This is a genomic window from Streptomyces sp. NPDC026062, assembly GCF_055568375.1.
In genome coordinates this window covers 1-18,405 of the sequence record NZ_JBVHOQ010000029.1, presented here as the reverse complement: position 1 = coordinate 18,405, position 18,405 = coordinate 1, and the positions used below count along the sequence as shown (strand labels likewise).

At 68.4% G+C, this 18,405-nt stretch carries 21 protein-coding genes and 1 tRNA gene; 14 read left to right on the top strand and 8 right to left on the bottom strand.

Annotation, left to right across the window (positions count from 1 at the left end):
• Nucleotides 1-39: 39 nt before the first annotated feature.
• Nucleotides 40-1,512, bottom strand: a complete 1,473-nt coding sequence (locus tag ACZ4LX_RS24805) for a class I adenylate-forming enzyme family protein (RefSeq protein WP_467648598.1) — start codon at nucleotides 1,510-1,512, stop codon at nucleotides 40-42.
• 349 nt (nucleotides 1,513-1,861) lie between these two features.
• On the opposite strand from ACZ4LX_RS24805, the gene ACZ4LX_RS24800 reads away from it, so the two are divergent.
• The 4 genes from ACZ4LX_RS24800 to ACZ4LX_RS24785 all read left to right on the top strand — a co-directional run bounded on the left by ACZ4LX_RS24800 (nucleotide 1,862) and on the right by ACZ4LX_RS24785 (nucleotide 4,117).
• Nucleotides 1,862-2,485, top strand: a complete 624-nt coding sequence (locus ACZ4LX_RS24800; protein WP_467648595.1) for a glyoxalase — start codon at nucleotides 1,862-1,864, stop codon at nucleotides 2,483-2,485.
• 361 nt (nucleotides 2,486-2,846) lie between these two features.
• Nucleotides 2,847-2,919: transfer RNA gene (locus ACZ4LX_RS24795), tRNA-Arg, on the top strand.
• A 113-nt stretch (nucleotides 2,920-3,032) separates the two neighbouring features.
• Nucleotides 3,033-3,365, top strand: a complete 333-nt coding sequence (locus ACZ4LX_RS24790) for a hypothetical protein (RefSeq protein WP_467648592.1) — start codon at nucleotides 3,033-3,035, stop codon at nucleotides 3,363-3,365.
• Nucleotides 3,362-4,117 carry a hypothetical protein gene (locus tag ACZ4LX_RS24785; protein ID WP_467648589.1) on the top strand — a complete coding sequence of 252 codons (756 nt, stop codon included), beginning with the start codon at nucleotides 3,362-3,364 and terminating at the stop codon, nucleotides 4,115-4,117. The genes ACZ4LX_RS24790 and ACZ4LX_RS24785 overlap by 4 nt, the downstream gene beginning before the upstream one ends.
• A 67-nt stretch (nucleotides 4,118-4,184) precedes the next feature.
• On the opposite strand, the gene ACZ4LX_RS24780 is transcribed toward ACZ4LX_RS24785, so the two are convergent.
• Both ACZ4LX_RS24780 and ACZ4LX_RS24775 read right to left on the bottom strand, forming a co-directional pair.
• Nucleotides 4,185-5,369 (bottom strand): tyrosine-type recombinase/integrase, encoded by a 1,185-nt coding sequence (locus tag ACZ4LX_RS24780; RefSeq protein WP_467648586.1) that lies wholly within the window; start codon nucleotides 5,367-5,369, stop codon nucleotides 4,185-4,187.
• Between the two features lie 54 nt (nucleotides 5,370-5,423).
• A complete protein-coding gene (locus ACZ4LX_RS24775; RefSeq protein ID WP_467648583.1) occupies nucleotides 5,424-5,705 on the bottom strand; it encodes a helix-turn-helix domain-containing protein in 282 nt (93 codons plus the stop codon).
• Between the two features lie 463 nt (nucleotides 5,706-6,168).
• On the opposite strand from ACZ4LX_RS24775, the gene ACZ4LX_RS24770 reads away from it, so the two are divergent.
• The 5 genes from ACZ4LX_RS24770 (at nucleotide 6,169) to ACZ4LX_RS24750 (ending at nucleotide 11,353) form a co-directional block, all read left to right on the top strand.
• Nucleotides 6,169-6,411 (top strand): helix-turn-helix transcriptional regulator, encoded by a 243-nt coding sequence (locus ACZ4LX_RS24770; protein WP_467648578.1) that lies wholly within the window; start codon nucleotides 6,169-6,171, stop codon nucleotides 6,409-6,411.
• A 139-nt stretch (nucleotides 6,412-6,550) separates the two neighbouring features.
• Nucleotides 6,551-7,807, top strand: a complete 1,257-nt coding sequence (locus tag ACZ4LX_RS24765) for a DUF3631 domain-containing protein (protein ID WP_467648572.1) — start codon at nucleotides 6,551-6,553, stop codon at nucleotides 7,805-7,807.
• A gap of 203 nt (nucleotides 7,808-8,010) precedes the next feature.
• On the top strand, nucleotides 8,011-8,964 hold the full coding sequence (locus ACZ4LX_RS24760) for a DUF2637 domain-containing protein (RefSeq protein WP_467648568.1): 954 nt from the start codon (nucleotides 8,011-8,013) through the stop codon (nucleotides 8,962-8,964).
• 153 nt (nucleotides 8,965-9,117) lie between these two features.
• Nucleotides 9,118-9,666 (top strand): hypothetical protein, encoded by a 549-nt coding sequence (locus ACZ4LX_RS24755; RefSeq protein ID WP_467648848.1) that lies wholly within the window; start codon nucleotides 9,118-9,120, stop codon nucleotides 9,664-9,666.
• Complete coding sequence (locus ACZ4LX_RS24750) at nucleotides 9,656-11,353, top strand: relaxase/mobilization nuclease domain-containing protein (protein WP_467648565.1); 1,698 nt, start codon at nucleotides 9,656-9,658, stop codon at nucleotides 11,351-11,353. Before ACZ4LX_RS24755 ends, ACZ4LX_RS24750 begins: the two co-directional genes overlap by 11 nt.
• A gap of 125 nt (nucleotides 11,354-11,478) precedes the next feature.
• Here the strand turns inward: ACZ4LX_RS24750 and hemC (ACZ4LX_RS24745) are convergent, their stop codons facing one another.
• Nucleotides 11,479-12,393 (bottom strand): hydroxymethylbilane synthase, encoded by a 915-nt coding sequence (gene hemC / locus ACZ4LX_RS24745; RefSeq protein WP_467648561.1) that lies wholly within the window; start codon nucleotides 12,391-12,393, stop codon nucleotides 11,479-11,481.
• 98 nt (nucleotides 12,394-12,491) lie between these two features.
• On the opposite strand from hemC (ACZ4LX_RS24745), the gene hemC (ACZ4LX_RS24740) reads away from it, so the two are divergent.
• Nucleotides 12,492-13,424: a hydroxymethylbilane synthase gene (gene hemC, locus ACZ4LX_RS24740; RefSeq protein ID WP_467648558.1), complete on the top strand. Its 933-nt coding sequence runs from the start codon at nucleotides 12,492-12,494 to the stop codon at nucleotides 13,422-13,424.
• On the opposite strand, the gene ACZ4LX_RS24735 is transcribed toward hemC (ACZ4LX_RS24740), so the two are convergent.
• From ACZ4LX_RS24735 to ACZ4LX_RS24725, 3 genes are all read right to left on the bottom strand, one after another.
• Nucleotides 13,411-14,430, bottom strand: coding sequence for a hypothetical protein (locus ACZ4LX_RS24735; RefSeq protein ID WP_467648554.1), 1,020 nt, complete (start codon nucleotides 14,428-14,430; stop codon nucleotides 13,411-13,413). The two genes, hemC (ACZ4LX_RS24740) and ACZ4LX_RS24735, sit on opposite strands and share 14 nt — an antisense overlap.
• 72 nt (nucleotides 14,431-14,502) lie before the next feature.
• Nucleotides 14,503-14,949 carry a DUF6082 family protein gene (locus ACZ4LX_RS24730; RefSeq protein WP_467648551.1) on the bottom strand — a complete coding sequence of 149 codons (447 nt, stop codon included), beginning with the start codon at nucleotides 14,947-14,949 and terminating at the stop codon, nucleotides 14,503-14,505.
• A gap of 423 nt (nucleotides 14,950-15,372) precedes the next feature.
• Nucleotides 15,373-15,903, bottom strand: a complete 531-nt coding sequence (locus tag ACZ4LX_RS24725) for a hypothetical protein (protein WP_467648548.1) — start codon at nucleotides 15,901-15,903, stop codon at nucleotides 15,373-15,375.
• Nucleotides 15,904-16,067: 164 nt separating this feature from the next.
• On the opposite strand from ACZ4LX_RS24725, the gene ACZ4LX_RS24720 reads away from it, so the two are divergent.
• The 3 genes from ACZ4LX_RS24720 (at nucleotide 16,068) to ACZ4LX_RS24710 (ending at nucleotide 17,534) form a co-directional block, all read left to right on the top strand.
• Complete coding sequence (locus tag ACZ4LX_RS24720) at nucleotides 16,068-16,298, top strand: hypothetical protein (protein WP_467648544.1); 231 nt, start codon at nucleotides 16,068-16,070, stop codon at nucleotides 16,296-16,298.
• A 277-nt stretch (nucleotides 16,299-16,575) separates the two neighbouring features.
• Nucleotides 16,576-17,355 carry a helix-turn-helix domain-containing protein gene (locus ACZ4LX_RS24715; RefSeq protein WP_467648540.1) on the top strand — a complete coding sequence of 260 codons (780 nt, stop codon included), beginning with the start codon at nucleotides 16,576-16,578 and terminating at the stop codon, nucleotides 17,353-17,355.
• Nucleotides 17,352-17,534: a DUF397 domain-containing protein gene (locus tag ACZ4LX_RS24710; RefSeq protein ID WP_069742837.1), complete on the top strand. Its 183-nt coding sequence runs from the start codon at nucleotides 17,352-17,354 to the stop codon at nucleotides 17,532-17,534. Before ACZ4LX_RS24715 ends, ACZ4LX_RS24710 begins: the two co-directional genes overlap by 4 nt.
• 73 nt (nucleotides 17,535-17,607) lie before the next feature.
• Here ACZ4LX_RS24710 and ACZ4LX_RS24705 read toward each other — a convergent pair whose 3' ends face one another.
• Complete coding sequence (locus tag ACZ4LX_RS24705) at nucleotides 17,608-17,781, bottom strand: hypothetical protein (protein WP_403177333.1); 174 nt, start codon at nucleotides 17,779-17,781, stop codon at nucleotides 17,608-17,610.
• 340 nt (nucleotides 17,782-18,121) lie between these two features.
• Between ACZ4LX_RS24705 and ACZ4LX_RS24700 the strand changes: the two genes are divergently transcribed.
• On the top strand, nucleotides 18,122-18,405 hold a 284-nt coding region (locus ACZ4LX_RS24700), incomplete at its 3' end, for a hypothetical protein (RefSeq protein WP_467648535.1).

Below are 18,405 nucleotides of genomic sequence, written 5' to 3'. Positions count from 1 at the left end.
CCGCTGACCGCACCGCCGAGCGACAACGGCACGCAGGCATCACTCGCCGTCGGCCACCTGCCGCCCGCCGGCCGCCTCCGCGAGGTCCACCCGTCCGTCCCGGATCACCGCCAGGTCTCCGGTACGGAACCAGCCGCCGGTGAACGACCGTGCCGTGGCCGCCTCGTCCTGCCAGTAGCCACGGGCCAGCGCCTGCCCGCGGAGCCACAGTTCGCCGGTCTCCCCGTCCGGCAGCGCCTCGCCCGACGGACCGGCGATCCGCACCTCGGTATTCGGCGTCGGCCGCCCCGCGCTGCCCGGGTGGAGCCGGGACTCGGCACCGAGGTTCGCCATGACGGGGCCGCCCGTCTCGCTCGGCCCGTAGCCGATCTCCAGCTCGATCCGGTCCCCGTAGCGGGCGGTCAGCTGCGCCACCAGGTCACGTGCCGCCGCGGCTTCACCGGTGCAGAGCGTCTGGAGGCTCTCCAGCCCGTCTCCCGTCCTGGCGGCCTCGGCAAGCAGTTGCCGGGCGGTCTCCGACGTCCCGGAGTACCTCGTGACGCCGTGCTCCCGGATCAGCCGCAGCGCCTCCTCCGGGTCCCACTCGCCCATCAGGACGACGGCGCCGCCCGCCGACATCGCCGCACACACATCCGCGAACGCGGCAACCCGGCGGAACGAGTACGTCAGCAGCGTGACGGGCGCGGGCCCCGTCCCAGGGACGGCTCCCCGGCCGAGCGCGGAGGCCGCAGCGTGGAAGCGCGGGTTGCGTGCGGCACCCGCCCGGGCCAGCTGCGTCGCGACAGCTCCTCTGGGCCTTCCGGTGGTCGAGGAGGTGTAGATGATCGTCGCGTCGTCCTCGGGCCGGATCTCGACGTCGGGCGGAGCGGCGAACGGATCGGGCGCCGGCAGGTCCTCGTACCGCTCGACCCCCTCGCCACACACCCCGCCGCCGGTGCGGGCCTCGCCGCGAAAGACGATCACCCGCGCCCCGGCCTTCCGGGCCCAGTCCGCCGCCGGCGGCAACCGCTCCCCGTCGACCAGCAGCACGCCCGGCCCGCAGTCGTCGAGCGCGTACGTGAACTCGCCCTCCGGCCACCGGACGTCCAGCGGTACGGCGACCAGCCCGGCCAGCTGAGCGGCCCAGAAGGCGATCTGCCACTCCGGACAGTCACCCATCGCGACCACGGCCCGGTCGCCGGGGCGGAGCCCGTACGTCTCGCTCAGCCGGCATGCCAGCGCGGACGCGGCCGCGAAGAACTCCCCGTACGAACAGCCGCGCTCCCCCGCGATCAGGAACGGCCGGTCCCCGTACGCCCACGTGGTCTCCACGAACTCACGGAGCGTCCTGGGCCCGTCCGCGTACACGAGCGAGCCCGCCTGCGGCCCGTCCTCCTCCCGCACCACGGAGAACGGACCGCCGGGACCGCCGAGCGCGGCACGCACCCGCGCCGCCGCTTCGGTCGCGGCGGCCTCCGCCACCGCTGGGGCGGCGGACGGAGGTACGGCTGGGGTCGGATCGAAACGTGGCACGAACAACCTTTCTGAGCACAACACCGGCCGGCACGCACCGCCGAGCCTCACGAAACCACCGCGCACAGGCCTGCAAGGGCCCCGAAGGCTGCCGGTACGTCCCGCACGCACCTCACGTCCCGTACGCCCCGCGCTCCCTCGCGCGCCTGCACGCACGCACACATACGCACGCATCTGCCGAGTAGTTCACGTCCCGGGCTGTCCGCACGGCCATTCACGTCGCACACTTCCGTGACCCACGTCACACGTCGATCGCGGCGGGGCAGCGCGCGTCGCCGCCCGCGCCGGTGCGCGAACCGGTCAGGAATCAAGAAGCACCCGCGGCAGGCCCGCAATTAGCGTGAAACGCATGACCTCCATCGAAGCCCTCACCCTCGAAGTGGCCGACACCACGGCCGCCCGCCGCTTCTACACCGCCCTCGGCCTGGACACCAGGGTGGGTCTGCGTTCCTCGGACGCGCCCACCACCGGATTCCGCGGGTTCTCGCTGTCGCTCACGGTGTCCCAGCCGGCCGACGTCCGCGGCTTCGTCGACGCGGCACTCGACGCCGGGGCCACACCGCTGAAGCCTGCCTCCAAGTCGTTCTGGGGCTACGGCGGCGTCGTCCGGGCGCCGGACGGAACGATCTGGAAGATCGCCACTTCGGCGAAGAAGGACACCTCCCCGGCCACCGGCCGGATCAACCGGATGGTGCTTCTGCTGGGCGCCGAGAGCGTGACCGCGAGCAAGCGCTTCTACGTCGGGCACGGCCTCGCCGTGGCCAAGAGCTTCGGCAGCAAGTACGTCGAGTTCGACACCCCGGACAGCCCCGTCGAGCTGGCCCTGTACGGACGGCGCGCCCTCGCCAAGGACGTCGGCGTCCCGGTCGACGGCACCGGCTCCCACCGGCTCGCACTCGTGGGCACCGCGGGAGCTTTCACCGATCCTGACGGATTCGCCTGGGAGGCGGCATCACTGACGCCCGCACCTTGACCCGGTTCCGGGTTCCGGGTTCCGGGTTCCTGGTTCCGGGTTCCTGGTTCCGGGTTCCGGGTTCCGTGGGAGTCATCCAGCCCCCGTCCCCCGTACACATCTCGGGAACCTCGCAGACCAGATGGCGCGGCGTAGCCGCGGCACGCCCTCAGAACCGGCGCCCGGCAACAACGGGGGCGACCACCTCAACCCCTATCCGCTAGGCTGTCAGCGGTCAGTCGACCTTCAGGGCACCTGCCCGGGAACGCGTCCTTCGGGACCCCGCCCCGGCATCACCCCGACGGAAGCCCGACCAGGGCGCTTGCCTCACCCGCCCGGTATCCCCCACGGGGGTTTCCGACAGGGTTTTCGGCAAGCCCTCGCCTTCGTAGCTCAGGGGATAGAGCACCGCTCTCCTAAAGCGGGTGTCGCAGGTTCGAATCCTGCCGGGGGCACAGAGAAGCACCAGGTCAGAGGCCCTTCCGCCCGTCGGGCGGGAGGGCCTTCATACTCGCAGCACACATATGGCACACATGCGGCTGCGGGCAGAGGTGGGGAACTGTGCGAGATGCCCGCAAAGGACGAGCTGGCCCGGCGAAGGTACGAGAAGCTGGTCGGCCGGCTTGAGTCGATGATGCGGGCTGCACTGAAGCCGCAGTACAAGGGCTACTACGGACAGCTGATCCTGAACAGCGACGATCTCGCAGAGATGGGCGAGCTCAAAGACGTCCGGCGGGCTGCCCGTGAGGCGGGCAACCGTCTGGGCTGGAAGCCCACGACCAGACTCGTCAATGGCCGGCTCTTCGTCCTCGACGAGCGGGAAGCGCCTGCGGAGATCGAGAAGCTCGCCCAAGACGCGTCAGCCAAGGCTATGGACCGAGCCTGGCGGGAGCATCAATGAGCCTGGATCCCCTGCCCGATCCAGCCGTGTTGCTGGCCGGAATCGACTGGGGCAGCCTGGAGCACGCCTACGGAACAGCGGAGGACACCCCCACACAGCTCATCGAGCTGTTGGACGTCGACCAGCGTGTGAGATCCCGGGCCCTGGACCACCTGCACCACGTGGTGCACCACCAGAACACCCTCTACGCCGCAACAGCCCCGGCCGCCCTGTACGTGGCCGCGATCCTCCTCGACCCGCGCACCACCCTGTCCGTCGAGAAGGGGCCCCGAGACTTCCCCGGACCGATGCGCGCCGAACTCCTCGGCTGGCTGGACTCGGTGGCCAACGCCGCCGACGACCAGGCCGAGGCGACGATGCGCCGCTTCGGCTTCCCGCCCGAGGACTACCCTCCTTTCGTCCAGACCCGCGAGATCCGTCCGCTGTTCTTCTCGGCCGCTTCCGCCTGCTTCGACGACCACGACCTGCACGTCCGTGAGGCAGCACTCGCCGCCTGCATCCCGCTACTGGACGATCCTCAGCTGCACCACCACCGGAAAGCCATGGCCCCACTCCTGCGAGAGACGCTGGCCGTCAGCGCCCTCTGGCAGTACCGGGAACGAGCCATCGAAGCGCTCACTGCATGGGGCGAGGACACTGCGGGCTTGGAAGTCCGGCGGGAAGCGTTCGAGCTGTCCGACGCAACGAGCGACACGTCCTCGTCGGCCGAATGGAACCTCGCCGTAGGTGACGCCGAAGATCTCCCGTTCTGACCGCGCTCTCAGGGCCGTGGTTCGCCTCCGTCGGCTGCTGCCCCTCGGCACCGATCCAGCACACACATCACGCCGCACCCTCCTCCAGGGTGGCCACCGCCTCGGCCGCCTCGCGTGCCCTCCGCTCCGCCTTCTCAAGCTTGGCCTTCGCCTTGGCCAGCTGCTTGGCGCGACGCTTGTGCATCTTCTTCGAGACCTCGTCGAGGCGATCGGGGAAGAGGTGACCGTACGTGTCCAGCGTCAGGGTCGCGGACTTGTGGCCCAGCATCGTCTGGACGACGTTGACGTCCGCCCCGCTGGCGATGGCGAGCGAAGCCGCCGTGTGACGCAGCTTGTGCGGGGTGACCTTGAGGTGCCCCAGCCCGGCCTTGGCAACCGCCGGTGCGAAGAACCGCTGACGGAAGTTGCGGGCTCGCAGCGGCCCGCCTTGCGGGGCGGTGAACAGCAGTTGCTCCTCGCCCCGTCCGTCGACGTAGGGCTTCAGCTTCTCGACGAGAAACCGGGGAATCGGCACGGACCGGCGCTCATGGTTCTTGGGGCTGTCGAGGTAGAGCTTGCCGTTGTCCTCGACGTACGCCTCGACGATGTGCGCGCGGCAGGAGTCGAGGTCAACCCGGCCCACCTTTAGAGCCGACGCCTCGCCCCAACGCAGGCCGGTATAGGACAGGAGCTGGATGAACACCCCATAGGCGCCCGAGGCGTTGGCCAGTGCCTCGACCTGCATGTCGTCGAGATAGACGTGGTCCGTCGGCGCCGGCTTCGGCAGAGGCACGCCTACGGACGGATTGACCGCCAGCCGTCGGGACTTGACCGCGTGGCCGAGGACACGGCTGAGGACGACGTACGCCTTGCGGACCGAGCGCGGGCTGAGCTTCCTGCCCCCCGCGGCCTGACCGGACAACATATCCGCCAGCCACCCGGCAATATCCTCGAAGTGAATGCGGTCCAGCGACGTAGTCCCCCACCGAGGGATCACGTGGACATCGAGAACGCCCCGATAGCGATTGCGGGTTGAGCGCTTGAGGTGGATCTGGGAGGTCAGCCAGGACTCCGCCACCTCGGCAAATTTCACTCGTCCTGCGGCCGGGTCGCGGTACGAGCCATCGGCGAGACGCGACTCCATTCTGGTCCGCTCGGCTTCGGCGTCGATCTTGCGGGCGACCGTCTTCATCCTCGGCTTGCCGTCAGGGTCGTACCAGCGCACGCGGTAGCGCCCCGGTGGCGTACGCCCCGCCCGCTTGGCGTCCACCACGGCCCGTACATACACCGCGTGCCCTATGCGGTCTTCAATCCAGACCCGTGCCAACTAGCACCCCCTCCGGTCATCACTGGACACCGACGGGAGCGGCAGGAGTAGGGAAATGGGAGGAACACAGAGCGCCGTGGCGAGGGCGACGAGGTCGTCGATGTCGCATCGCCGGTGGACGCGTTCGGCGCGGCTGAGGGCGGTGTTGCTCATCGGGCGACCCAGTGCGGTGCAGCGGGCGGCGACCTGGTGTTGGGTCAGGACGCGCACGAGACGTAGGTGCTCGATGGCGCGGGCGGCGTGGAGGCCAGCGGGGCCTATTTCGACAGGTCGGTTGGGCATGACAGATAGCTTTAACTTGCATCCGGACACCATGGCAAGAGTTAGTTCTTAAACTCTAGAGTGGTCACCCAGGGCTGAAGTGGCGTTCATCTCATCGAATTCCGACACATCACGAGCCGTTTGCACGGAGAAGCCGTGCTACCTTCCCTAAGTATTTCCAATATGGGCGATTTAAGCAAATATGCACCTGGATATCCAACGCGCTACTTGCATCAGTCCTGACTGCGACGCGCCACCTCTGAACTGTGGATGTACCGGATTCCGGCACCTCTGCGGGTCGCTGTGCCTCAGATAAAAATTCGGGGTATGCGGGAGCGATTTCGACAACCGGGGATCCACCCTTACCGTTTCCCCCGGCCACACCGAAGGAAGTAGTACAGAGTTTCAGAACTAACTCTGGACTTTTCTCTGGGGGGTGTGGCTGTGTTGTCCAGGCCGTTGTTCAAGAACGAAAAGGAGCCCTGTGCCGAAGACCTCTCCCCGCGACACCAACGCCCCTGCCACCGCTGCGGCTGCCCCGCGCGGCCCGCTGGCCACCCCCGCGGAGGTCGCCGCGTACCTCGGGGTACCGGTGAAGACCCTCTACCAGTGGAAGTACCGGGGCATCGGCCCCAGCGTCCACAAGGTCGGCCGCCACCTGCGCTACCGCTGGCCCGAGGTTGACGCCTGGCTGAATGCTCAAGCCACGTACGGCCTCGCCGTCTGAGTCCCGTCTCGGGACAGCGAAGCGGCTCCCGGCGAGCCACCGCCGGGAGCCGTGAGAGACCCTGCCTCCTCGCCCTTGCCTGACGATCGAACCGGTGCGGCCGGGCCCAGCCCGTCCGGCCCACCAGAGAGGAACGCCTGTGGACGAACCTACGTCCTCCACCGCCCCCATCTCGTCATCGATGCCCGACATGCCGCGCGTCGTCGACATCCCCGGCCAGCCGGCCACCCCCGCCACGCCTCTCATGGAGGAGGACCGCGACAACGCGTCCTCAGCAGAGCCGCTGCCCGAAGGCGCCCAGATCCTGGCCGACCTGCAGGCGCAGATCAAGCGGTACGTCGTCATGCCGAGCGAGGAGGCCCTCACGGCCGTGACGTTGTGGATCTCGGCGACACATCTGCAGCGTGCCTGGCAGCACGCGCCTCGTCTGGCGGTGGTCGGTCCCGCCAAGCGGTGCGGCAAGTCTCGGCTGCTGGACATGGTGACCGAGACCGTGCATAACCGGCTGATCACGATGAACGCCAGCCCGGCGGCGATCTTTCGCTCGATCACCGACGAGGACCCGCCGACGCTCCTGCTGGACGAGGCCGACACCCTCTTCGGCACCGCCAAGGCAGCAGAGAGGAACGAGGAACTACGCGGCCTGCTCAACGCCGGGCACCAGCGCAACCGGCCCACCCTGCGAGTGTCCGGCCCCGAGCACAAGCCACAGGCGTTCCCCACCTTCGCCATGGCCGCGCTCGCCGGGATCGGCGACCTGCCGGACACGATCATGGATCGGTCCGTGGTCATCCGGATGCGCCGCCGGGCAGCGGGCGAGAAGGTGGCTTCCTTCCGTGTCGGCCGCGACACCCCCGCCCTGAACGCGATCCGTGACCGGCTCACGGCCTGGCTAACGCCGCTGTACGCGCAGGCGATGGACATGGAGCCGTCCATGCCGGTCGAGGACCGTGCGGCCGACACCTGGGAACCGCTAGTGATCGTGGCAGATCTCGCCGGAGGCGACTGGCCCGCGCTCACCCGCGCCGCCTGCCGCTCGATGGCCGCCTACGAGGCCGGGCAGGACGAGGACAGCGCCCTGAAGTCCCGCATCCTCATCGACATCCGCCGAGCCTTCGCCTTCCACGGCGACCCGCCCGCCCTGCGGACACGCACCCTGCTCGCCTACCTCAACGATGACGCCGAAGCCCCATGGGCCGAGTACGGCGCCACCGGCCTGACCGCGCGGGGCTTGCAAGAGCTGCTGAAGGACTACGGCATCGGCTCCAGCACGCGCCGGTTCCCCGACAGCGCCCAGGCCAAGGGCTTCGCGCGCAACCAATTCCTCGATGCCTGGGCCCGCTACTGCCCACGTCCCGAGGACGCAGCAGAGCCCGGCCCCGGCACCGCAGCCTGACCCGACTTGTCTCGTACCACTCGTATCCACGCAGGTCAGCGCGGGTACGAGTGGTCAACCCGCAACGAGTCGTCTCGTCATCGCCCTTCCTCTCGTACCTGCCCTGACCAGGCATGTAACGAGTGGTACGAGACACCGCACCGCCCGGCGGCCACGCACCCTGCCGCGTGGCCGCCGCCCAACGCCACCCGGAGTGACCCCGTTTGCCCTCGCCCACTGTCACCGAGCCCTCCCGAATATCGGGCACCGGCGCGATCCGCCTCGGCATCGCCCTGCTCGCCGCGTTCGCCTTCGCCCTCTCCTACGACGCCCTGCGGCAGATGGCCGTCGCCATCCACATCCGCGGACTACTCACCTACGCCTTTCCCCTCGTGATCGATGGGTTCATCGCCATCGGTGTCGGCGCCCTGCTCATGCTCCACACCGCCCCAACACGTTCCCGCGTATACGTGTGGGCGCTTGTCGGTGCTGCCACCGTGACGAGCATCTGGGCCAACGCCCTTCATGCAGTCCGCCTCAACCAGCAGTCCCGCCCCGGCGGGGGCCTCCGCCTCGACGACCTCACCGTCGGCGCCCTGTCCGCCATCGCCCCGCTGGCCCTGGCCGGCGCCGTCCACCTCTACATCGTCATCCGACGCCACCCCGCTGCCCTCCCCATGCAACCAGGCGCCACCGGGAGCCACAACCGGGTCGAACTCAGCCACAACGACACTGCCAGCGCCAAGCCCGCCATCCCGGTCGGCAACAGTCCCGGTGCACCGGAGCCAATCGCTGCCGATGTGGCTCACGCCTCCAGCGCCGTGGCTCGGGATTCCGCCGACGTGGCTGCGTGCACCCCCAGCGTGGCCGAGGAACCTTACCCATCCGTCGAATCGCAGGACCAGCAGGCCAGCACGATCTCTCCGGAACGGCTCGCCATCGCGCGTACCGCGCCGCGGGGACGCAAGGGCCGTGCTTCGCGCCGCCACATCGAAGACACGTTCCGCAGCAAGGACCTCACCATCGGCAGGAAGGAGGCTGACAGGCTGAAGGACATCCTCCAGGCCGAACTCGACGAAGTCGCCTCGCAGCAGGTGACGGAACTCGGCACGGCCCCAGTCGGCGCCGCGTGGTCGGACAACGCGGAAACACGAGTCCGGGCACAGCAGGGCATCTGACACCAGCAACCCGCGGAGAACCGATCTATGCACGACCCGAACCACGAACTCCCCACCCCGCAGCAGGGGATGACCACGGGCCTGGACAGCGCAGCAAGCTGGAGCGAACGAGCCTCTAACGAGGCTTCGTCCGCGCTTGCCCCCGCCCCAGGGGTGGCGGAGGAGAAGGCCGGGCGCCAGGGGGCGCCCGAGCCGGAGGAGGCTGCAGCCGAGACCAGCTGCCCGCAGGCGCCCGACTCCGTCGCCCACCCGTCAGTCGAGCTGCCCTCCTGGCGGGACCTCGACGCCCCCGCCCTGCCCTCGTTGATGAACCGCAAGCGCACGGTGGAGAAGCGCGACCAGGAGAAGACCATCCGCTTCACGCGGACAGCGGTCGGTGTGATCAGCGCCGCCGCTCACCAGCGCGGTCAGAAGTTCGCCGGATTCGTCGGCGACGCCGCCCTCTCCGTCGCCCAGGGCAAGGCCAGGCTGGCCGGCAGCCCGGAGGACGATCCCCTCCGCCCGCTGATCGAGGCCGTCGAGGCACACACCGTCGCACTCGACCGCATCGGCAGGAACCTCAACCAAATCACCGCAGCCATCCACCGAGGAACAGTGCCCGAGCACGCCGAGGCGGTTCTGGACCGCGTCGAGCAAGCCGCCGAGAACAGCTACCGGCTGATCGACCAGCTCTTGGCGGGAGGCACCGCGCATGGTTCCTGACGTCTCCACCGGCTCCGACACCCGCGGACTGATCGCCTACCTCTTCGGCCCCGGCCGCCGCGACGAACACACCGACCCTCACATCGTCGCCGCCTGGGACTTGGCCGGCGCCCCGGACCCCGGCCGCGACCCCGAGGCCACCTACACCCAGCTCGCCAAGCGCCTCGACGCCCACGTCGACCTGCGCACCCGCGAGCTGGGCGGCAAGAAGCCATCCCAGCACGTCTGGCACTGCCCGGTCCGTACCGCGCCCGGCGACCGCTACCTCACCGACGGCGAGTGGGCCGAGGTCGCCCGCCGCATCGTTCACGCCGTCGGCATCGCTCCCGAGGGCGACGAGAAGGCATGCCGGTGGATCGCGGTGCGCCACGCCGACGACCACATCCACATCATGGCCACCACCGTCCGCGCCGACGGGCGCCGCCCACGCACCCACCGCGACGGACAGCGCGCCCAAGCCGAGTGTCGCAAGATCGAAGCCGAGTTCGGCCTGCGTCGCCTGAAGTCCGGCGACCTCACCTCGCCCCGCACCCCCACCGGCGCCGAACGAGCCAAGGCCGAGCGCCAGGGCCAGACGGTCACCGCACGGCACTGGCTGCGTGAGCAGGCGTACGCGGTCTCCGCTGCCGTACACAACGAAGCCGACTACTTCACCGTGCTCCAGTCCCTCGGCATCAAGGTCAAGACCCGCCTCGGCCCCGAGTCCGGCGACGTGATCGGCTACAGCCTCGCCGCCCCCGGCGACACCAACACGGCTGGCGAACCCGTCTGGTACGGCGGCTCGAAACTCGCCCCCGACCTCTCCATCAACCGCCTACGCGAACGCGTCCCCGACCAGGAAGTGGCGGACCGCCCCCGGCATGTGGCGGACTCCACCGCCCCATGGCGGCACACCACCACCGCCATCCACGCGGCGCACACCGTCCTCGACTCCGGCGACGATGCCACCGCCCAGGGCCACCTGGCCGCCTTCGGCGACGCCCTGTACAACATCGCCAGCGCCACACCCGGCCCACACCGGACAGAACTACGAGCGGCGGCGATAGCGTTCAACCGCGCCCGCCGCTCCGCCATCCGTGCCGACCACCAGGCCGCCACCGCCCTGCGCGAGGCCGCCAAGGAACTCGCCTATGCCTCCAACGAAGCGGGCGGACTCGCCATCTCCCTGCTCTTCGCCGCCGTGCACCTGACCCGCGCCGCCGCCAAGTGGCATGAACAGCGCGGCCACGAACAACAGGCCGCAGCAGCCGAGGAAGCGTTCCGCTACCTCCAGTCGGCATACCAGCAGGCCGCCACACCCGCCCTCGGGGACTTGGCCCGCCGCGCACCACGAGCCACAACCGCCCGCCGCTACGAGCGAGACGTGCGCGCGGCCCTCCCCAACCACGCCGACCGGATCCTCACCGACCCCAACTGGGCCGCCCTCACGACCACCCTCGCCCACGCCGAAACCGCCGGCCGCGCCCCCCGACTTCTCCTGATCGAAGTGGCCGCCCAGCGTGAGCTCGACAGCGCCGAGCACCCCGCCGAAGTCCTCACCTGGCGCATCACCGCTCAACCGAACCGACAGACGCAGGCGGCCCGCAGCCGAAGCACGATCAGCGGCACGCCGCCCGTTTCCGCCACACCAAATCCTCCAGCCGCGCTGGTGGCCACAAAGCCAGAAGGGAACGGTCGGCGCCGTTAACGACCCGAGCGGTGGGTACGGACGTGGCAAGGCCGCCCTCCTCTCAGCGCCGGCCGAGGTGTTCTAGCTGGATTGCGGACTCGGAGGCCCGGACAAGGTAGCTGTCCGGGCCCCGAGTACTTCGATCAAGACCTGGCGGTCACGGTCTGGGCTCCGAGCCGCGTCAGTTCGTGGCTGACGGCCAGGGCCGCCTTCCTGGCGTCGCTGCCGGTGCGGCGAACATCGGCCGAAGAACCACCGTCCACCGTGAAGGATCTGGCGCGGACCGTGTAGGTGGCGGCGTCCTGTCCCCCGTTCGTTCGGCAGTACCCCGCCAGCGGGGCATTGCAGAAGCCGCCCAGCCGGCGGAGTACCAGGCGCTCGGCTTCCGCTTCCGTGGCGGTAACGGGGTCGTGGAGGAAGTTGATGGCCTCGCTCGTGACCTTGTCGTCCTCGCGTGTCTGGAAGGCGATGATCGCGGCGCCGAGCGGAGGACAGATCACCTCCGGGCTGATCCGTTCGGTGATCAGGTGGGGCAGGCCGAGGCGTTCCATGGAGCATGTGGCGACGACCAGCGCGTCGATCCGGCTGTCGGGCTCGTGCAGCGCTCGGAGGCGTTCGTCCACCGGCCCTCGTAGCGGCACGACGTTGATGTCTGGGCGATGGATGCGCAGAGCGGCGGTCCGGCGCAGTGACGCGGTGGCTACCTTCGCCCCGGCGGGGAGGGTAGCCAGCGTGACATCGGGATCGCGAGCGACCAGGCAGTCCCGGATGTCGTCGCGCCGCAGGTAAGCGGACATTGTCAGGCCGGGAGTGTCGATGGTCGGCGCGTCCTTGAGGCAGTGGACAGCGACGTCGATCTCGCCCGCCAGCAGGGCGGATTCGATCTCTTCGGAGAAGACCCCGTCCGCCTCCAGTGCGGCCCGATTCACCGACCGATCCCCACCCGCCTCGGTGAAGGGGCGCAGGATGGTGGGGCCAGCGGCGGAGAGAGCGGATAAGACCGGGGCCGTCTGCATGAGAGACATCTTCGAGGCGCGAGCGCCCACGCGAAGGGTCACAACTTTCTCCTTTAGTGACAAAGTGTCGGAATCTGCATGGTTCTGGTGCAAGTACGATTGCGAGTCAACGGGACTGTTATCGCGAGGAGTTGACCTGAATGGGCGACGTGGTGCGCATCGGCTCCAGGGCTAGCAAGCTGGCGAGGACGCAGGTCAGCGAATGGCTGGCACCTCTGGTCGGGCAGTTCCCGGAAGTCACCTTCAAGCGCGAGGTCATCCTCGAAGGCGGCGACCAGGACCGCGTCACGCCCACGCTCGCGGAGGTCGCGAAGACAGCCGGCGGGTCCGCCTTCTCCACCAACCAAGAGGCAGCCTTGGTCACGGGGAAAATCGACGTGATCGTGCACTCCTTGAAAGACCTCCCTACGGCCGTTACCGACGGAACGACCCTGCTGACCACGCCTGGCCCGCGTGAAGACGTACGCGACGTGCTCTGCGGGGCGACCTTGGCCGGTCTCCCCGAAGGGGCGACCGTGGGCACAGGGGCGCCCCGCCGCGTGGCCCAGCTCCTCGCATTCCGCCCGGACCTCAACGTCGTACCGATCCGGGGAAACGTGCCAGGGCGGCTTGCCCGCACCACCAAGGGCGCGCTCGACGCGGTGGTTCTCGCCGCTGCCGGACTGAATCGACTCGGGCTGACGCCCGAGATCCACGAGGTTCTGGACCCGCGTCTCTTCCTCCCGTCACCCGGGCAAGGCGCACTCGGAATCCAGGTCCGTACAGACTCGCTGGCCGCACGACTGCTCGCTGCGACCGGGGACAGCAACGTTGATGCCTGCGTACGGGCGGAGCGCGCCTTGCTTGCCGACCTGCATGGCGGATGCTCCGTCCCCGTCGGCGCATGGGGGCGGGTGGAGCAGGATGGACTGCTGCACTTGTCGGCCGCCGTAACGTCCACCGATGGGACTCAGCAGGTAACCGCGGAAGCCACTGGGCCGGCGGACGAGCCGGAGAAGCTTGGCTTCACCGTTGCGGCAGACCTGCTGAACCAGGGCGCCGCCGACATCCTCTCGGCGATCAGGAGCCTTTGAGCCTGCGAGCGATTTCCATCGCACCGTACGTAATGATCCGATCGGCGCCGGCCCGTTTGAGGACGGTGTACGCCTCGACCAGGCCGCTCACGTCGAGTTCCCCGCCCGGCTGGCGGTCCGTGAGGCGCAGGTACTCTCCCGACACGGAGAACGGAACCACGGGCACAGGAACCTTGTCCTTGAGGCGGACGAGGGTGTCGACGGTGTGCAGCGCAGGTTCCGTAAGGATCATGTCCGCGCCCTCACGAACCATCTCAAGGGCAAAGTGCACAGCCGCCTCCGGCTGCCGCGGACTGATCTGGAAGGCCCGCACCCCGGACTGAGGGGTGGCCCCCATCGTTGCCCGGTAGCCCTGGTAGAGCCCGGACTCGAAGATGAGGTGCGGCATGATCGCCACGTCACGGTGCCCGGAACCGTCCAAGGCTTCACGGACGGCCTGAACTGAGCCCGGGATCATCGCCGCGGGTCCAATGATGTCGGCGCCGGCCTCGGCTTGCATCACTGCCTGGGCCGCCAGGACCTCGGTAGTCCTCACGAGGTCCATGCCGCCGTCACGCTCGTTGGCGAGCCAGCACTCACCCGAGTCGGTGTGGGAGCACACGCAGGTCTCGGTCATGACCGCGAGCCCAGGCGCGGCCTTCTTTACAGCCGCGATCGTACGGGCCATGAGCCCCGTGGGAGAGGTGGCCTGCGAGGCGTGGCCGTCCCGGAGACGCGAGCCCGCGAACACCTTGACGGACCGCATGCCCAGGTCCTGGATCATCTGCGCGTCTTCGACGGCCTCTCCCACCGTGCGCGTGGGCATTGAGGTGACTGGCCTGTCGTCGCCTTCGCGCATCAGGAAGACCATCGTGAGATCCTGGGGGGTCAGTGCCGGCCCGCCGAGGTAGTTCCGGACCGATAAGCGTGGGGTGCGCAATGCTCCTCCTGTGGTCTGCGGGGTGTGCGGTGATGTGGGAGGGCCAGTGGTGAGGGCCCCCACCAGGTCGTGCGGTTCGAATGACATCGGCGCTTTTCTGGCTTGGGCGAGCCCGCCCGGCCACGACCGTCAAGCAGCAGCCGGGCGGGAGATCGAGGGTCAGGCCGCGTCGGCGCGGGCCTCGTGATACGCCTCGTTCATGAGGCTGTTGAAGGCCGCATCGAGCTTGTCGCGCGCCGTGATGCGGCGATGGTCACGAGCCTGCTCCCAAAATTGGCGGCCCACAGGGCTCCTCATGAACTCGGTGGCCACCTGACGCATGCTGTTGGGCGGCATGAAGCGCAGACGGAGCATCGTGCTCCAGAGGCTGACCCACCTGTTGGTGTGAATGAGCCTCGCGCGAGTCGGGTCGTCCAGGTCCTCCAGGTCGGGGTAGTTCGCGATCTGGTTGAACTCCGGGTTCGCGGCCGTGTCCCGGATCAGCTCGCCATGCATCTGCGCCAGCCCGAGATGCCGCACGTCGCGGTGGTGCCTGGCTGTGAGCACCAGGTGCGCAGCACCGACAGCCGTACCCAAGGCCAGGGCGAGGGGAATGGTGGACTTCATTCGTTCTTCCTTCGTGATTGGAGAGGGTGTCGGGGCCTCGGCCCGATCCGTCTGCCGCGTGGAGGAGGGGCGGACAGAGCGGGCCGAGGGCCGACTACCGCCTCCGGGGAGAGCTGTGCTCTCACCGGGACGGAGCCTTAACGGGCAGGACGCATCACGTCGAAAGTGCTGGGGAGCTTCCAGACGCCCGGCAGTCCGTTGATCACGGCAGCCCTTCCGCCGCGCCCGGTGCGGCGAAGATCCCGGATCGTTCGCCACGACCCCTCGCAGCGGACGAGGTCGCCGGCACGAACCTGCGCAGTGGTCACGGTGACAGTCGTAAGCACATGAGTGCCCTTCATCGGCTTGCCCAGATTCCGCCGACGAGCAGAACCGTGAGGCCCGCCAGAACGCTGAGGTAGATCCACTCGGGCGCCTGTCGGCTCACCGGGGCACCTCAGCGATAAGGGAATTGATCCGCGTGAACAGCTCAATGTCTGCGTGAGCCAGCGGCACCCACGTCTGGGGGGCGCCCGGAGCGAAGCGGCAGAGGCCGGCATGCGTGCGAAAGAGATACCGGGCCGCGACCCGCATGCGCTCACCGTCTTGAGCATCCGCGCGAGCCGCGTGAAGTTGAACAGGGTCTTCGCAACCCGGATGAGTCCACAACTCATGAACTCCAAGGGCCCGTGCCAGCATCGAGGCAGCTTCAGCGAGGGTGTCCCACCCATCCTCGAACCGGGCCTCGGGGATCCTTACGGTGCCACGCCCGGCCCCCAGCATCAGCACTTCCTGGCGCTCGTTGAGCACGATCGGGCTTGCCGTCACGATCGGACAGGTGCCCCGGTGGTGGCAGGTCCCCGCCTTCGCGTGCTGGGAGAGCGTCTGCCACAACGGGGCGAGCGTCAGGGTTTCCCCGGGGCGGCGGTGCATGTAGTCGCTGACCGCGCGAGCCACGGCGGCCGTCCCGATCACTGGTGCCCTCCCGCCGAACGGTTCAGCCACTGCTGAGCACGCCGCATCTCCAGGACGGTAGGAACCCGGTAGGTGCCCCTGGGCCCCCCACTGCCTGGAGCTACCGCCGACGCTTCCCTCGGCTCTGGCCCCTCGCCGAGCCTCCGGTCGGTGTACTGGGCAACGTGCCGCCGCAGAACGCGGCCCAGCGCCCGCATGCGCGTCCACGTACGCCAGGCAACGTCATCCCCGGCGGGTACTTCATCAAGGAGCGGGAGGATCTCCTGGCGCTGCGCCTCGGCCTCCTCCTGGTCCTCGGGAAGACCGGCCTCGAAGAAGCAGCGGATCTGCGCCACCAGAAGTGCGACCTGGACTTGCATCGCCGGGAGTGTGGTGGTCCCGAGCTGGAGACGTAGCGTCTCGTCAGCGAGGGTAATGGCGGCTGCGGGATCCAGAGGTGGCGTCTGTTGGGCCTCGTTCGGGGGGTGCGACATAGCTGCTCCTGGCTTCTCCGTGTCCCGGCGATCCGTCGCCTTCCTTCGGCCCTCCCAAGATGCCGCCAGTAGCCCTACGATCACTAGGAGTTGAGTACCGGGCGGCGATCGGGATATCCGGCATATGACAAAGACGAGGGATGTAGACCCAAGCCAGGGGCTGGAGCAGTACATCGGCAGGATGGTTCAGGACGCCCGCTTGAGGCGACAGCAGGAGGCCAAGGAGAAGGGTGATTTCAAGGACGCACCCTGGAGCCAGGCATTCGTCGCCAAGCGCACGTACACGTCGCAGAGCCGGATCTCCGAGGTCGAGACGGGTGAGGTCCCGCCCGACACCGATCTCGCGCAGAAGCTCGAAGGGACCCTGGGCCTCGATCCCGATTCCCTCGTCAACCTGGTTCGCATCCTGAACCAGGAGAACGTCAACGACTACGCCAGGCCCTACATCCGTCGCCTCCCCGAGGCAACGATGCTCTACGACTTCGGCCTGATAGTCCCCGGCCTTCTCCAGACACCCGGGTACGCCCGAGCCCTGGTACTGGCCGGACAAGCCGGCGATCCCCGGCGCATCCAGCACATCGTGGACCAGCGCATGGAACGCGCTCGCCGCGTGCTGAGCGGAGAGCATCAGCCGTGGCTGACGGCGATCATCTACGAGGCCGTACTGCACTGCGACATGGGGGAACCCGAGGTCGCCCGCGAGCAGCTCGAGCACCTGCTGAAGGCACAGGAGCAGCCGAACATCAGCGTCCGGGTTCTGCCGTACGCGGCCGCCATCGTCAGCGGTTCGTTCACCCTCCTCACCCTCAACAGCGGCCGGCGGGCCACGTACACAGAAGGCTTCGGAACGGGTAGCTACTCTGAGGAAACAGCGACGGTCATGCAGTACCAGCGGGTCTATGATCGCCTTGCCGAGGAGGCGTTGAGCGCCCGTGACTCCACCGGCCGAATCCACGAAGTACTGAAGAGGTTCAAGTGAGCGAGCAGCCGACCTACCGCAAGTCCTCGTACAGCGGCTCCAGCAACGACGCGTGCGTGGAGGTCGCGGACAACCTGCCTCAGGTCATGGTCCGCGACTCCAAGCACAAGGACGAGGTCGGTCCGGAGCTGAACACCTCCCGGCCGGCCTGGACGGCCTTCATCAGCTCGATGAAGTAACGCTCAGCGCCCCGACAGCCCCCCTCGCACGAGGGGGGCCTTCTGCTTTGAGGGGCTTACCAGCCCGGCCCGACTACCTCAGCACCTGGTCCAGCCCGAGTACGGCCGCGCCAGTTGCGCCGAGTGCCGCCAGAGGGCCGGCGAGTCCGAGGACGATCGCGCCTACGAGGCAGGCGGCGGTCAGGATGAGTGCCCAGCGGTGAGATAGCCGCTCGGGGCGCTCATCCCGGGTTGTACGGTTGGCCATGTAGGGCTCCTTGTTGGGAAAGTTCTGCACGTCGAGCGGCCTCGGGTGGACGCCGGGGCCGCTCGCTCACGGGCACGAACGGCTTTGCCACTACGCCCTCTTGAGCGAGTCGCAATCTCAATCTTGGAGCCGGTGAACCGGGACTCCCAGGGACCGGGGAGACGCTTTGATCCGCATGTCCTCTCGATCGCGAACCACCTGCCCTTATTTGCGGATCAAAACGTCAGGATCAAAGCGTTGTCTCTGAAAGAGAGGCATCCACCGTGCGGATCAAAACGTTTGAACTAGGAGGGGGAGCGTGGCTGACGCCCGCGAAGCGAATAGGCGCAGGCTCAGGCGGTTGACTGAGATGGACCGCCACGGAGCAGTCGAGGCGGCCAGCGCCGGCCTGAAGTTTCAGCACACCATGCACCACGGGCCCGGCTCGATCGCGCTACGAACCAGACCCTTCGTCGAATCCTCTACCGAAGGAGAATCAACACTGTCCCGGCTGGTCCTGCCTCGGGGCGTCGCACTGCGCTTCTACTTGCTATTGATCAGAAACTCATTGGGTTCACTCGTCGAGGACGTATCGGACGTGCGGGGCTTTGAAGTAGCCGGTGACGATGTGGGGCTGGCGCTGTC